The following is an 11,674-nucleotide window of genomic DNA, read 5'->3' as shown; positions in this document are numbered from 1 at the left end:
CCGATGACGGATCGACCGCATGAAGCGACACTCTATCGCATGGTGATGAAAAACCACCTTTGCCCCTTCGGGCTAAAGTCCCTCGATCTGCTCAAGCGTGAGGGTTTCAAGGTGCAAGACCATCACTTGACCAGTCGCGAGGAAACCGACGCATTTCAGCGCGAATACGACGTGGACACCACGCCGCAGGCCTTTATCGACGGCAAGCGCATCGGCGGCTACGACGAGCTGCGACGGTACTTCGGCAAGCCGGTCAAGGAGGCGGATGAGGTGACTTATCAGCCGGTTATCGCGGTCTTTGCCTGCACGGCGCTGATGGCGTTGGGTGTCAGCTGGGCCGCGTTGGGTACGTTATTCGGTGTGCGCACGCTGGAATGGTTCGTCGCTATATCGATGTGCGTGTTGGCGATACTCAAGCTGCGTGACCTTGAAAGCTTCTCCAACATGTTTCTCGGTTATGACCTGCTGGCGCAGCGCTGGGTGCGCTATGCCTATCTTTACCCCTTCGGCGAGGCACTGGCCGGCATTCTGATGATTGCCGGTGCGCTGCTGTGGCTGGCCATTCCGGTGGCTATGCTGATCGGGGTGGTCGGCGCGGTTTCGGTATTCAAGGCGGTGTATGTCGAGCGACGCGATCTGAGGTGTGCCTGTGTGGGTGGCGACAGTAACGTGCCGCTGGGTTTCATTTCGCTGACCGAAAACCTGATGATGGTGGGGATGGCGATTTGGATGCTGATCAAGTAGCTCCAGACGCATACACTGACACCTCGACATGCACATTTGTTGCACGACAGCAGGAGGCTTGATGAAGGCGGAAACCTATCGCGATTTGATTGAGTGGACACAGCAGCTGCACGGTCATCTGGCCAGCAGCCTGGAGGCTGGCGCCGCGGACAGCGGGACCGGCGAGCGCATGCGCGCGCTGTTGCAGTACCTGGCCGAGCACGAACGGCGCATGCAGCAGATGGTGCTGCGCTTTGAGCAGCAGGCCGATATCAAGGTGCTCGATAGCTGGGTCTACGACTACTTTACCGACAACCCGCGCGTGCGCCTGCTTAATACCCGGCCCAGCTTTGCCGGGCTGGACTACGATGCGCTGTGCACCATGGTATTTGACCTGCACAACGATGCGCTGGACTTGTATCGCTACCTGCAGGGCCGGGCGGAAACGGCGGGTGGTCGCGAGCTGATGCAGGATCTGCTGGCCATGGAAGAGCACGAAACCTTGCGGCTGGCCGAGCAGGTCCAGCGCGGCCAGGATCTTTGAGACTTGGCCGGGAGCGGTGAAGGTAAATGTGGCTGCAGAGAGAAATTCGCCTCAAGCCCCGTGCGCGCGGGTTTCATCTGATCGATGACGAGATTCTGCGTGCGCTGCCAGAGCTGACCGAGGTGCGCGTGGGGCTGCTGCATCTGTGGCTGCAACACACCTCGGCGTCGCTGACTGTCAACGAGAACGCCGATCCGCTGGTACGCGGCGACTTCGAGGCGTTCTTCCGGCGCGCGGTGCCGGATGACGCCCCCTACTTCAAGCATACCTACGAAGGCCCGGACGACATGACAGCGCATATCAAGTCGAGCCTGCTGGGTGTGCAACTGACCCTGCCGGTAACTGCGGGCAGACTCGCCGTTGGCACCTGGCAAGGTCTCTATCTCGGGGAACACCGGGAGCATGCCGGCAGTCGCCGGGTGCTGGCAACCTTGCAGGGACAGTGCGACTGAACCGGGTGCATCCCGGGGCGCTCGCCCCAAATCAGGGCGAATTTGAGTGACGTCAGGTGACCATTGCATCAGCGCCGTCGCCAGCAATGCTCGCAACTGGCTGATAAATAGATCATTTCCGACAGGTATCAAAAAGCTGGCACCAACCGTGCATTGAGTCTCAGTGAAACGGGATGAGTCGTCATTGACTCATGACGCATCACACACTGGAGTGGTACTCAGGCGAACTAGGGTTCCGGCTTGCGTGGCAAGTGTCTGGTCCGAGAGTTTTCCGGCTCTCAAGGAATGAGGGCTACACGGCGGGATAAAAGCCCGGGAGACCGTCATGACGACGTTGTCCCCGTGCGCCTTTTCTTACTGTGTAGGAGTTGTACCCATGACCGCCCCACGCTTCAGTTTTGTCCGCAAGTCCCTGGCCGGCATCAGTCTGGCTGCCGCTGCCGCCCTGTCTCCTGTTGCCGCACACGCCGCCGACTCCATGACCATCGGTACGGTTGTGTGGGCCGGTTACGGTCCGTTCTATGTGGCTGACAAACTCGATCTGTACGACCAGTTTGGTCTGGATGTCGAGCTGCAGTTCTTCAATGACCCGGCGCTGCTGCCGTCTGCCATGGCGGGTAACGCTGTCGATGGCGCGATGCTGACCTACGACCAGGTGGTCGGTTCGGTGGCCAAGGGCCTGCCGCACCGGGTGGTGATGCCGATCGACTTCTCCTACGGCGGTGACGCCATCGTCGCGGATAAATCGATTGCCTCGGTAGCCGACTTCAAGGGCAAGCAGGTGGGTTTCAACCCGCTGTCACCGTCCGACTTTCTGCTGGCTTACGCGCTGCAGATCAACGGCATGGGCGAGAAGGACATTCAGTCGGTCAACATGACGCCTGAAGGCATTCCCAGCGCCATGGCTTCCGGCAGCCTGCCGATTGGCGTGACCTATGAGCCGAACGTGTCGCAGATCCTCGCGATGGGCGGCGGCGACAAATTCCACGTTGTCTACTCCTCCAAGGACGCACCGGGTCTGATCACCGACGTGTTGGCCTTCAGCGAAGAGCAGATCGAGGAAAACCCGGAAGCCATCACCGCCATGATCAAGGGTTATCAGGCCGGTCTGGAGTACATGCAGGCGCACCCGGAAGAGAGCGCAGAGATCATCGGCAAGGTGCTGGGCGTGAGCGGTGCCGAGGCGCTGGAGCAGATGGAAGGCGTCTACAACATTCCGCTTGCCGAGATGGGCCAGAACTTTGTCGAGTCCAGCGAAACCACGTCGTTCTATGGCAGTGGTGCGGTGATCGCCGACCTGTTGCTGAAGAACAAGCAAATCCCGGCGATCCCGGATTTTGCCGACACCTTCGACGCCAGCTTTGTCACTGAGTTGACCCAGTAAGGCCAAGGGCAGGCGCTTTGCGCCTGCCCTGACCGGGACTTGCGGAGGAATCATGTCCACGTCCAAACCACTTTACCGTTACGCCGATGGCCGGGTCTGGAACAGCCTGGCGATTGCCTACAGCGTCGGCGGCTACCTGATTGGCCTCGGCCTGCTGTTGACCCCGTTCTGGCTGGCCAAGCTGGGCGGGCTGCTGTTGCTGGCGCACGCGATGATCATCGGCGCCTACCTGATTCACGAATTTGCCCACGGCACCATTTTCAGCAAGCCAGCCCACAACGCGCTGGCCGGCGAGGTTTTCAGCTGGATGACCGGCGGCTGCTACGCCGACTTTCAGGATCTGCGGCGCAAGCACATGCGCCATCACGTCGATCGCGCCGACGTCATCACCTTCGACAGCAAGGCATTCATCAACGGCCTGCCGAGCTGGGTGCGCAAACTGATTCTGGCCCTTGAGTGGGCGTATATCCCGGCGGTTGAACTGATCATGCACTTCTACGTGGTGCTGCTGCCGTTTATCAGCCAGAGCGAGAAACACCGTGCCCGCCGCGGCAAGGTGCTGACGGTGCTGCTGATTCGTACCGCGCTTTTTGCCCTGCTCGGCTGGCTGTCGTTCAGTGCGCTGCTGCTCTACTGCGTTGCCTGGCTGATCATGGTCACCGTGCTGCGGTTTGCCGATGCCTACCAGCACACCTACGACGCCTTTGCGGTGCTGGAAGAGGACGGCAAGATCCCGGCCGACAAGCTGCGCGACCGCGCTTATGAGCAGCTCAACACTTTCAGCAATGTGGTGTCGCTGCGCTGGCCGTCGCTCAACCTGCTGCTGCTCAACTTTGCCTATCACAACGCCCATCACGAGAAGCCGGTGGCGCCCTGGTATCGCCTGCCCAAACTGCACGCAGAGCTGTACGGCGATGCCTACCGTCAGGTAGTGCCGATGAGCGAGCTGCTCAGCAGCTTCCACCGCCACCGGGTGCGCCGGGTGCTGAGCGATGACTACGGTGAATTCGTTGATGGTCCCAAGCGTGCCGAGAACTTCTACGGCGCGGTGGGCGTGTCCTTCCTGACGGCGGTATGAATATGCAGACGCTGGATTATCAGGGCCGCACCGTGGTGATTACCGGCGCCGCCAGTGGCATCGGTCTGGGGCTGGCGCAGGCCTTTGCCGCGCAGGGCGCGCGGCTGGAGCTGGTCGACCGCAATGCACAGGCGCTGGTGGCTACCGTCGAGCAGCTCTCGGCGGTGACCCAGGTGCACGGCCGGGTGCTGGATCTGAACGACGACGCGGCGGTGGCCGATTACGCCAGCCGACTGGGCCAGCGTCAGCCGCAGGTGGATGTGTTGATCAACAACGCCGGCATGGAACAGCCAACGCCGCTCAGTGATAGCGCCGCCGACGCCAACCGGCGCTGGCAACACCAGCTGGATAACAACGTGGTGTCGATGCTGCGGCTGACCCGCGCGCTGCTGCCGCTGCTGGGCAAGGGCAGCAGCGTGATCAACCAGTCCTCGATCTGGGGGCTGAGTGCCGTGGCCGGATTCTCCGCCTACGTTGCCAGCAAGCACGCGGTGATCGGTCTGACCCGCTCGCTGGCCTGGGAGCTGGGCGGGCAGGGTATTCGCGTCAATGCCGTGTGCCCCGGCTGGGTGGGCACCGACGCGGCCATGGCGTCCCTGCGCAATATGGCGCAGGGCAGCGGCCGCAGTGAGGCCGAGGAGCTGGAGCACATCCTCGCCGCGCAGGCGATCCCTGAATTGCTGACCCCGGCCGACCTGGCCGGCACCTTTCTGTTTCTCGGCGCGCCGGCCTCGGCCGCCATTACCGGGCAGGCCATCGTGGTCAGTCGCGGGGAGGTCATGCACTGATGTTGAAGTTCGAGTTGAAAGGCCAGCGCATTCTGGTCACCGGCGCGGCAACCGGTATTGGCCGCGCCTGCGCGCTGATGCTGGCGGGGCAGGGCGCCGAAGTCTGGATCAACCATCTGGGCCAGGCTGGTGCCAGCGCCGATCTGGTGGAGCAGATTCGCTCGGCCGGTGGTCGTGCGGTGGCGATCGAAGCGGATGTCAGCGACCCGGATGCGGTGGAGGAAATGTTCGCCTGCATCACCGCCACCGGCCCGCTGCACGGGCTGGTCAACAACGCCGGGATCATTCAGGAGCAGGGCTTTCTGGACACCTCGGAAGACGACTGGCGACGGATCATGGCGGTCGATCTGGACGGCGTGTATCGCTGCTGCCGCTGTGCGCTGGAAAGCATGAGCGGTGCCGGCCGCGGCGCCATCGTCAATATCGCCTCCGAGCTGGGTCAGCTGGGGCGCGAAAACTACGTTGCCTACTGCACCGCGAAGGCGGGCGTGATCGGCATGACCAAGGCACTGGCGCGGGAGTTTGCGCCCGCTATTCGCATCAACGCGGTGGCGCCCGGCCCGGTGGAAACCGCGATGGTCTCGCTGGAGCACATGAGCGAAAAGTGGATTGCCAGGGAGCTGGCCATTCCGGCCGCGCGCCTCGGCCAGCCGGAAGAGATTGCTGCGGCGGTCTGCTTCCTGCTGTCGCCGGCAGCGAGTTTCTTTACCGGACAGGTTCTTGGCGCCAACGGCGGCGCCTGGATGGGTGGCTGATGCTGCGTCCGGAATGGGTACTGATTCTGGCAACGGTGCTCTGGGGCACCAGCTGGCTGCCGCTGCAGGCGTTCGCGGCGCAGGGTATTGATGGCTTTCCCATGGTGCTGGCCAGCTACGGCCTGATCGCAGTGTTTGCCCTGCCGCTGCTGTATTGGCAGCGCGCCGGCTGGTGGCAGCAGCGCTGGGGGGTGCTGGGCATCGTGCTGTTTGGCGGTTGGGCGAACGCGGCGCTGCTGTCATCGCTGTCGCTGGCCGAGGATCTGGTGCGGGTCATGTTGCTGTTCTATCTGGCCCCGGTCTGGGGTGTGCTTGGCGGCTGGCTGCTGCTGCGCGAACGACTGACAGCGCTGCGTCTGGTCGCGCTGGTGCTGGCGCTGGCTGGCATCGGGCTGACGCTGGGCGTCAACGCGCAGACCTTCTCCAGTCTGACCGCGATCGACTGGTTGGCGCTGAGCGCGGGGCTGGGTTTTGCCCTGAACAATCTGGCCACCAGGGCTGCTGACCAAGTGCCGATGCTGAGCAAGACCGTTGCCGCCTTCGTTGGCAGCAGCGTGTTTGCCGGTGCTGCCTGCCTGTTGTTTGCCCAGACGCTGCCAACGTTGGCGCCGACGATCTGGCTGTGGATCGCCTTGTTTGCGGTGGGTTGGCTGTTGCTCGCGACCTTGGGCGCGCAATACGGCGTGACCCACCTGGAGGCCAGCCGCGCCGCTGTGCTGGTGGTCTTCGAATTGATTGCCGCCGTGCTGTCGGTGGCCTGGTTCAACGATGAGGTGATCGCCCCGCGCACCTGGCTGGGGGCCAGCATGATCACCCTGGCGGCGGTGATGGCCGGCTGGCCCGAGCGTTCACCCGCGCAACTGATGAGGAGTACGTCCTGATGGCAAGTGTCTATATGGATCAGATCAGCTGGGTCGAATACCAGCAACGGGTCGAGCAGGGTGCGGTGGTGTTTCTGCCCTGCGGCGCGACCGAGCAGCACGGCCCGCACCTGCCGCTGGGCACCGATGCGCTGCTGTCGACCGCATTGAGCGCCGATGTGGCGGCGCAGATTGGTGGCATCGTCGCCCCGGCGCTGGCCTACGGCTACAAGTCTCAGCCCAAGTGCGGCGGCGGTCAGCATTTCTGCGGCACCACCAGCCTCGACGGCGCGACTCTGATCGCGCTGGTGCAGGATGCGGTACGCGAGTTTGCCCGTCATGGCGCGAAGCGCCTGGTACTGGTGCTGGGGCATTACGAGAACACCTGGTTTGTCACCGAGGGTATTCAGCTGGCGCTGCGCGAACTGGGGCCCGGCTGCGAGCTTGAAGTCATGCGCCTTGAGCACTGGGACTTCTGCCGCGAAGACACCCTGGACGACATCTTCCCCGACGGCTTTCCCGGCTTTGCGCTGGAGCACGCCGCGGTGATCGAAACCTCGCTGATGCTGCATTACCTGCCGCATCTGGTCAGCCTCGACAAGATCCCGAACGACCCGCCGGCCGACTTTCCGCCTTACGACATGTACCCGACCCGCACTGAGTGGGTGCCGCCGTCCGGGGTGCTGTCCTCGGCGCTGGGGTCGACCGCCGAGAAGGGCGCACGCATGGCTGACGACATCGTCACCGGCATCGCCGCTGCGGTGCGTCACGAATTCAAGCTGGAGGCCTGAGATGCTGCCGCTGTTGCCGTCACGTACCGCGCTGCTGCTGATCGACATGCAGCGCGACTTCTGCGCCCTCGGCGGTTACGCCGATCAGGCCGGGCTGGATATCGCCTGCCTGCGCGCGCCGATTCCGGCTCAGCAGCGCCTGCTTGCAGCGGCGCGGGCCAGCGGCATGCTGGTGGTGCACACCCGCGAAGGGCATCGCAGCGATTTGTCCGACCTGCCTGCCTGGAAACGCATCCGCGCCGAGCGCAGTGGCGCACCGATTGGCGCAGCGGGCCCACTCGGTCGGCTGCTGGTGCGTGGCGAGTACGGCCATGACCTGATCGACGAGCTGCAGCCGCAGGTCGGCGAGCCGGTGATCGACAAGCCCGGCTACTGCGCCTTTGCCGCCACCGACCTGGAGCTGATCCTGCGCAGCCGCGGCATCGACACGCTGATCATCACCGGGGTAACCACCGAGGTCTGTGTCAGCTCGACCCTGCGCAGCGCGATTGACCGCGGCTTCAACTGTCTGACCGTCAGCGACGCCTGCGCGTCTGCGCATCCCGAGCTGCACGCCGCCGCGTTGGCGATGATTGGCGTCGAGGGCGGCATCTTTGGCGAAGTCTGTGACAGCGCCGCGTTGCTCGGCGCACTGCGGGAGGCGGCATGACTCAGGTACAGAAACTCTGGCCGCTGCTGACCGCGACCCACCACTACGACAAATCAATCTCGACCCGCGGCCGTGGCCACGGCGTGCAGATCGAGGCGCCGATTCTGGCCTTTCTGATCGAGACCAGACAGGGCCGGGTGCTGTTCGACGTCGGCTGTGACTACAACAAGCTGAGCGATCCAACGCTGCGCGCCCGCTGGTATGACCCGGTGGAGTTTCCCATGGGGCCGCCGCAGATGAGCGAGGAGCAGCGGCTTGAAGTCCATCTGGCGAAGCTCGGGCTGACCTGCAAGGACATCGACATGGTGTTTCTCAGCCACCTGCACTTCGATCACGCCGGTGGCCTGTGCGACGTCTGCGGCGCCGAAGTCCACGTGCACGAAGACGAACTGCACGCCGCCCGCGAGCCGGCTGATGATGCCTACTTCGCCGACGACTTTGCCGGCAACGTGCGTTGGCGCCTGCAGCAGGACGAGTACGACCTGCTGCCGGGCTTGCGGGCGATCAACACGCCGGGCCACACCGCCGGACACATGTCGCTGATGATCGAGTTGCCGACCGGCGCGCCGGTGATCCTCACCGGTGATGCCGCCGACCTGAGCGAAAACCTCGACGATGAAATCGCCCCGGGCCTGTGCTGGCGCGACCGCGAGGACATGGCGCTGGACAGCATTCGCAAACTCAAGCGCATTGCCGGTGAAACCGGCGCAGAACTCTGGCCCAACCACGACATGGCGTTCTGGCGCACCCTCAAACGCTTCCCGGAGTACCACGCATGAGAGCGGTTCCCGAGGCGTATCACGGCGTCTGGCAGCGGACGCTGTTGCGCCTGTCTGACGGCACCGAGGACACCACCACCCGGGTGTTCTGGTTGCAGTGCGCGCATCTGCACGCGGATCTGCGGATTCCCGATCCAACGCCGAAACTGCCGTTTGAGCGCGCTGGGCAGGCCGGATTCGCAGGCCTGACCGAAGCCAGTCTCGGCCGTTGCCAGTGGCACCGCGTGATCGACTTTCACCCCGACAGCGGCAGCGATATTGGCAACATGCAGTTCATCAGTAGTGAAGAAGTGCATGAAACGGCGCTCGACGACAGCTATCTGGAAATCTGGCGGCGGCTGCCCGACTCGCGGGGCCCGGTCGCCGAACTCTGGCTGCAGAGCGCCGATGGCTCCGGCCGTCAGGCCTGTCTGCTGCGCGCCGGCGACTATTTCATGTTTGCCGCTGACCGCCCTGTGCGCTTGGGCCGCGGCCGCTCGCTGCAGGAATACCTGCAACACGACAGCGCCCGGAGTGCCGAGCACCTGCTTGGCTGTGAGCTGACCTTTGGCCGCATTCAGGGCGGTGATCGTCCCTGGCAGATCGTCTTCAGCACACTGCCGGCGGCGACCGGCGGCCTGTTTTCCGTACCTGCCGACCCGGCGCGCTGGGATGCGCTGCCGGTCGCCTGGCTGGGTATTCACCCCCCTGAAAATGGCTGGCGTCCGGCACCCGTGCCTCGCCTGCAGGACCTCACCAAGGAGACTCTGGTATGAACGCACCAGCCCCCGTGCCTGAAACCGCTGTGGCCGTGGCCAAGCGCAAACCCCGTTCGCGCTGGTGGACCGTGCGCGGTACCTTGTCCTCTCGCACCAGTGCCTTGCTGACAGCTTTTGGTCTGGCTGCGCCGTTTTTCATCTGGTGGCTCTACAGCGCGCTCGGCCTGAATGATCCGCTGTTCATGCCCGGCCCCGGTGCGGTGCTGGAACGGGTGGTCAACTGGTGGCAGGAAGACGGCCTGTGGGATGACATCTGGATCAGCGTGTACCGGGTGATGGCGGGCTTCTTGCTCTCGGCGATGATCGCGCTGCCGCTTGGTTTATATCTGGGTACCTACAAGCCGGTGCAGGCGACGCTGGAGCCACTGATCGACTTCATCCGCTACATGCCGGCGGTCGCCTTTATTCCGCTGGTAATGCTCTGGGTCGGGATCGGCGAGGGCTCGAAGATTCTGATCATCTTTATCGGGACCTTCTTTCAGATGGTGCTGATGGCGGCGGAGGACATTCGCCGGGTGCCGATGGCGCAGATCGAAGCGGCGCAGACCATGGGCGCCTCGCGCAGCGAGGTCATCCGTCTGGTGGTGCTGCCCTCGGCCCGCCCGGCGCTGCTCGACACGTTGCGCATTACCTGCGGATGGGCCTGGACCTATCTGGTGGTGGCCGAGCTGGTGGCCTCCAACTCGGGCCTTGGCTACGCCATCCTGCGCGCCCAGCGCTACATGCACACCGACAAGATTTTCGCCGGCATCCTGCTGATCGGCCTGATCGGTCTGCTGACCGACCAGGCGTTCCGCTGGCTCGGCCGCCGCGCCTTCCACTGGCAGAAGAGGTAAGCCCATGGACCAGTCCTGTATCAGCATTTGCAACGTGGGCAAGCAGTTCGAAGCCCGCAATCAGACTATTGAGGCTCTGCGCGACGTCAATCTTGAAGTGCGGCCCAATGAGTTCATTACCTTTGTCGGCGCTTCCGGCTGCGGCAAGTCGACCCTGCTGCGCATCATGGCCGGGCTGGAAACCCACAGCAGCGGCGACATTCTGCTGCGTGGCGAGCCGATTGACGGCCCCGGTGTGGACCGCGCCATGGTGTTCCAGCACTACAGTCTCTACCCGTGGCTGACGGTCACCGAGAACATCAAGTTCTGCCGCCAGCTCAAGGTCATCGCCGACTCGGTACACAGCCAGTCCGATGTCGAGGCTGCCAGCGGCCGCGCCGATGCGCTGCTTAATCTGATGGGGCTGAAGAACTTTGCCGGTGCCTATCCCAGTCAGTTGTCCGGCGGCATGCAGCAGCGGGTGGCGATTGCCCGCGCGCTGATGCCGCGGCCGGATTTTCTGCTGATGGATGAGCCCTTCGGCGCGCTCGATGCGCAGACCCGCGAGGTGATGCACGATCTGATCCTGCACGTGCACCGGCTGGAGAAGAGCACCATCCTGTTCGTCACCCACGATGTGGAGGAGGCTATTTATCTGGGCACCCGCATCGTGCTGATGGCGCCGCGCCCGGGTCGGATCGACAGCATTTACGAGGTGCCGCTGCCCAAGGTGCGGCATCAGGATATGAAGCTGGAGCCGGAATTTATCGCCCTCAAGCGCGAGATTCTGACCCGCATTCGGGAAACGTCCGGGGTGCAGACCGATCTGGATCAGCTGGCGCGCCTGAGCGAGGGAGCTGTTTTATAGGCTGGCTGTCTAGGGCAGGCGCTACAGGCGAAAATTTTTTTTCGCAAGACTAGCCAAATCCCCTCGATGAACTATATATAGCCTGTTTTCCACTTTGAGGATTCAGGCATGAGTGATGATCTGGACGACGATCTGGATGGTATGGACGACTCCGAGGTCGACGATCAGGATGATGTGGTAGACGATAGCGATGACGGTGACGACGGCGAGCCGGTTTCCAGCGGCAAGTCGCGCAAGAAGGCATCGTCCTCGGCGGATGACCTGGAAGGGGCGTCGATGGAGGCCAAGGAGCGTGAGCGCGAGATGCTGGCCCGTCAGATCGAAGAATTCATGGCCCGAGGCGGCAAGGTCCAGCAGATTGACGACAACGTCGTCTCTGATCCGCCGAGAAAGCCTGAGAGCAAGTACGGCAGCCGTCCTATCTGACGCT

Annotated in this window: 15 protein-coding genes and 1 riboswitch; all 15 genes read left to right on the top strand. The window is 63.4% G+C overall.

Annotated features, from left to right (window positions below; translation table 11 throughout):
- The first annotated feature begins 3 nt into the window (after nt 1–3).
- The 15 genes from O5O48_RS04000 to O5O48_RS03930 all read left to right on the top strand — a co-directional run bounded on the left by O5O48_RS04000 (nt 4) and on the right by O5O48_RS03930 (nt 11,670).
- Entirely contained in the window at nt 4–744 is a 741-nt protein-coding gene (locus tag O5O48_RS04000) for a glutaredoxin family protein (RefSeq protein ID WP_269688213.1), read from the top strand.
- Between the two features lie 61 nt (nt 745–805).
- Nucleotides 806–1,267: a hypothetical protein gene (locus O5O48_RS03995; RefSeq protein ID WP_065335639.1), complete on the top strand. Its 462-nt coding sequence runs from the start codon at nt 806–808 to the stop codon at nt 1,265–1,267.
- A 26-nt stretch (nt 1,268–1,293) separates the two neighbouring features.
- Nucleotides 1,294–1,719, top strand: a complete 426-nt coding sequence (locus tag O5O48_RS03990) for a secondary thiamine-phosphate synthase enzyme YjbQ (RefSeq protein ID WP_096004567.1) — start codon at nt 1,294–1,296, stop codon at nt 1,717–1,719.
- 216 nt (nt 1,720–1,935) lie between these two features.
- A riboswitch (guanidine-I (ykkC/yxkD leader) is annotated at nt 1,936–2,040 on the top strand.
- Between the two features lie 55 nt (nt 2,041–2,095).
- Entirely contained in the window at nt 2,096–3,103 is a 1,008-nt protein-coding gene (locus tag O5O48_RS03985; RefSeq protein WP_269688212.1) for an ABC transporter substrate-binding protein, read from the top strand.
- Between the two features lie 52 nt (nt 3,104–3,155).
- Nucleotides 3,156–4,181 (top strand): fatty acid desaturase family protein, encoded by a 1,026-nt coding sequence (locus tag O5O48_RS03980; RefSeq protein WP_269688211.1) that lies wholly within the window; start codon nt 3,156–3,158, stop codon nt 4,179–4,181.
- Complete coding sequence (locus O5O48_RS03975; RefSeq protein WP_269688210.1) at nt 4,178–4,969, top strand: SDR family NAD(P)-dependent oxidoreductase; 792 nt, start codon at nt 4,178–4,180, stop codon at nt 4,967–4,969. The genes O5O48_RS03980 and O5O48_RS03975 overlap by 4 nt, the downstream gene beginning before the upstream one ends.
- Nucleotides 4,969–5,724 carry an SDR family NAD(P)-dependent oxidoreductase gene (locus tag O5O48_RS03970; RefSeq protein WP_269688209.1) on the top strand — a complete coding sequence of 252 codons (756 nt, stop codon included), beginning with the start codon at nt 4,969–4,971 and terminating at the stop codon, nt 5,722–5,724. Before O5O48_RS03975 ends, O5O48_RS03970 begins: the two co-directional genes overlap by 1 nt.
- Nucleotides 5,724–6,605 (top strand): DMT family transporter, encoded by an 882-nt coding sequence (locus O5O48_RS03965; RefSeq protein ID WP_269688208.1) that lies wholly within the window; start codon nt 5,724–5,726, stop codon nt 6,603–6,605. Before O5O48_RS03970 ends, O5O48_RS03965 begins: the two co-directional genes overlap by 1 nt.
- Nucleotides 6,605–7,375 (top strand): creatininase, encoded by a 771-nt coding sequence (locus O5O48_RS03960; RefSeq protein WP_269688207.1) that lies wholly within the window; start codon nt 6,605–6,607, stop codon nt 7,373–7,375. The genes O5O48_RS03965 and O5O48_RS03960 overlap by 1 nt, the downstream gene beginning before the upstream one ends.
- A gap of 1 nt (nt 7,376) precedes the next feature.
- Nucleotides 7,377–8,024 (top strand): cysteine hydrolase family protein, encoded by a 648-nt coding sequence (locus O5O48_RS03955; protein ID WP_269688206.1) that lies wholly within the window; start codon nt 7,377–7,379, stop codon nt 8,022–8,024.
- A complete protein-coding gene (locus tag O5O48_RS03950; protein WP_269688205.1) occupies nt 8,021–8,803 on the top strand; it encodes an N-acyl homoserine lactonase family protein in 783 nt (260 codons plus the stop codon). Before O5O48_RS03955 ends, O5O48_RS03950 begins: the two co-directional genes overlap by 4 nt.
- Nucleotides 8,800–9,558 (top strand): hypothetical protein, encoded by a 759-nt coding sequence (locus O5O48_RS03945; RefSeq protein ID WP_269688204.1) that lies wholly within the window; start codon nt 8,800–8,802, stop codon nt 9,556–9,558. The genes O5O48_RS03950 and O5O48_RS03945 overlap by 4 nt, the downstream gene beginning before the upstream one ends.
- Nucleotides 9,555–10,397 carry an ABC transporter permease gene (locus O5O48_RS03940; protein ID WP_269688203.1) on the top strand — a complete coding sequence of 281 codons (843 nt, stop codon included), beginning with the start codon at nt 9,555–9,557 and terminating at the stop codon, nt 10,395–10,397. Before O5O48_RS03945 ends, O5O48_RS03940 begins: the two co-directional genes overlap by 4 nt.
- 4 nt (nt 10,398–10,401) lie before the next feature.
- The gene (locus tag O5O48_RS03935; protein ID WP_269688202.1) at nt 10,402–11,244 is read left to right on the top strand and encodes an ABC transporter ATP-binding protein; all 843 of its coding nucleotides are present in this window, start codon (nt 10,402–10,404) and stop codon (nt 11,242–11,244) included.
- A gap of 108 nt (nt 11,245–11,352) precedes the next feature.
- Nucleotides 11,353–11,670, top strand: a complete 318-nt coding sequence (locus tag O5O48_RS03930) for a hypothetical protein (protein WP_088276279.1) — start codon at nt 11,353–11,355, stop codon at nt 11,668–11,670.
- The last annotated feature ends 4 nt before the right edge of the window (nt 11,671–11,674 follow it).

The sequence above is a fragment of the Halopseudomonas sp. MFKK-1 genome, from assembly GCF_027474385.1.
GTDB lineage: Bacteria > Pseudomonadota > Gammaproteobacteria > Pseudomonadales > Pseudomonadaceae > Halopseudomonas > Halopseudomonas aestusnigri.
This window is presented reverse-complemented; position numbering and strand designations above follow the sequence as displayed.

What these genes read in the sequence shown, in the direction of transcription:
- O5O48_RS03945 (WP_269688204.1), top strand. Translation starts at nt 8,800, where the DNA reads ATGAGAGCGGTTCCCGAGGCGTATCACGGCGTCTGGCAGCGGACGCTG.
- O5O48_RS03960 (WP_269688207.1), top strand. Translation starts at nt 6,605, where the DNA reads ATGGCAAGTGTCTATATGGATCAGATCAGCTGGGTCGAATACCAGCAA.
- O5O48_RS04000 (WP_269688213.1), top strand. Translation starts at nt 4, where the DNA reads ATGACGGATCGACCGCATGAAGCGACACTCTATCGCATGGTGATGAAA.
- O5O48_RS03970 (WP_269688209.1), top strand. Translation starts at nt 4,969, where the DNA reads ATGTTGAAGTTCGAGTTGAAAGGCCAGCGCATTCTGGTCACCGGCGCG.
- O5O48_RS03985 (WP_269688212.1), top strand. Translation starts at nt 2,096, where the DNA reads ATGACCGCCCCACGCTTCAGTTTTGTCCGCAAGTCCCTGGCCGGCATC.
- O5O48_RS03950 (WP_269688205.1), top strand. Translation starts at nt 8,021, where the DNA reads ATGACTCAGGTACAGAAACTCTGGCCGCTGCTGACCGCGACCCACCAC.
- O5O48_RS03995 (WP_065335639.1), top strand. Translation starts at nt 806, where the DNA reads ATGAAGGCGGAAACCTATCGCGATTTGATTGAGTGGACACAGCAGCTG.
- O5O48_RS03955 (WP_269688206.1), top strand. Translation starts at nt 7,377, where the DNA reads ATGCTGCCGCTGTTGCCGTCACGTACCGCGCTGCTGCTGATCGACATG.
- O5O48_RS03935 (WP_269688202.1), top strand. Translation starts at nt 10,402, where the DNA reads ATGGACCAGTCCTGTATCAGCATTTGCAACGTGGGCAAGCAGTTCGAA.
- O5O48_RS03980 (WP_269688211.1), top strand. Translation starts at nt 3,156, where the DNA reads ATGTCCACGTCCAAACCACTTTACCGTTACGCCGATGGCCGGGTCTGG.
- O5O48_RS03930 (WP_088276279.1), top strand. Translation starts at nt 11,353, where the DNA reads ATGAGTGATGATCTGGACGACGATCTGGATGGTATGGACGACTCCGAG.
- O5O48_RS03940 (WP_269688203.1), top strand. Translation starts at nt 9,555, where the DNA reads ATGAACGCACCAGCCCCCGTGCCTGAAACCGCTGTGGCCGTGGCCAAG.
- O5O48_RS03965 (WP_269688208.1), top strand. Translation starts at nt 5,724, where the DNA reads ATGCTGCGTCCGGAATGGGTACTGATTCTGGCAACGGTGCTCTGGGGC.
- O5O48_RS03975 (WP_269688210.1), top strand. Translation starts at nt 4,178, where the DNA reads ATGAATATGCAGACGCTGGATTATCAGGGCCGCACCGTGGTGATTACC.
- O5O48_RS03990 (WP_096004567.1), top strand. Translation starts at nt 1,294, where the DNA reads ATGTGGCTGCAGAGAGAAATTCGCCTCAAGCCCCGTGCGCGCGGGTTT.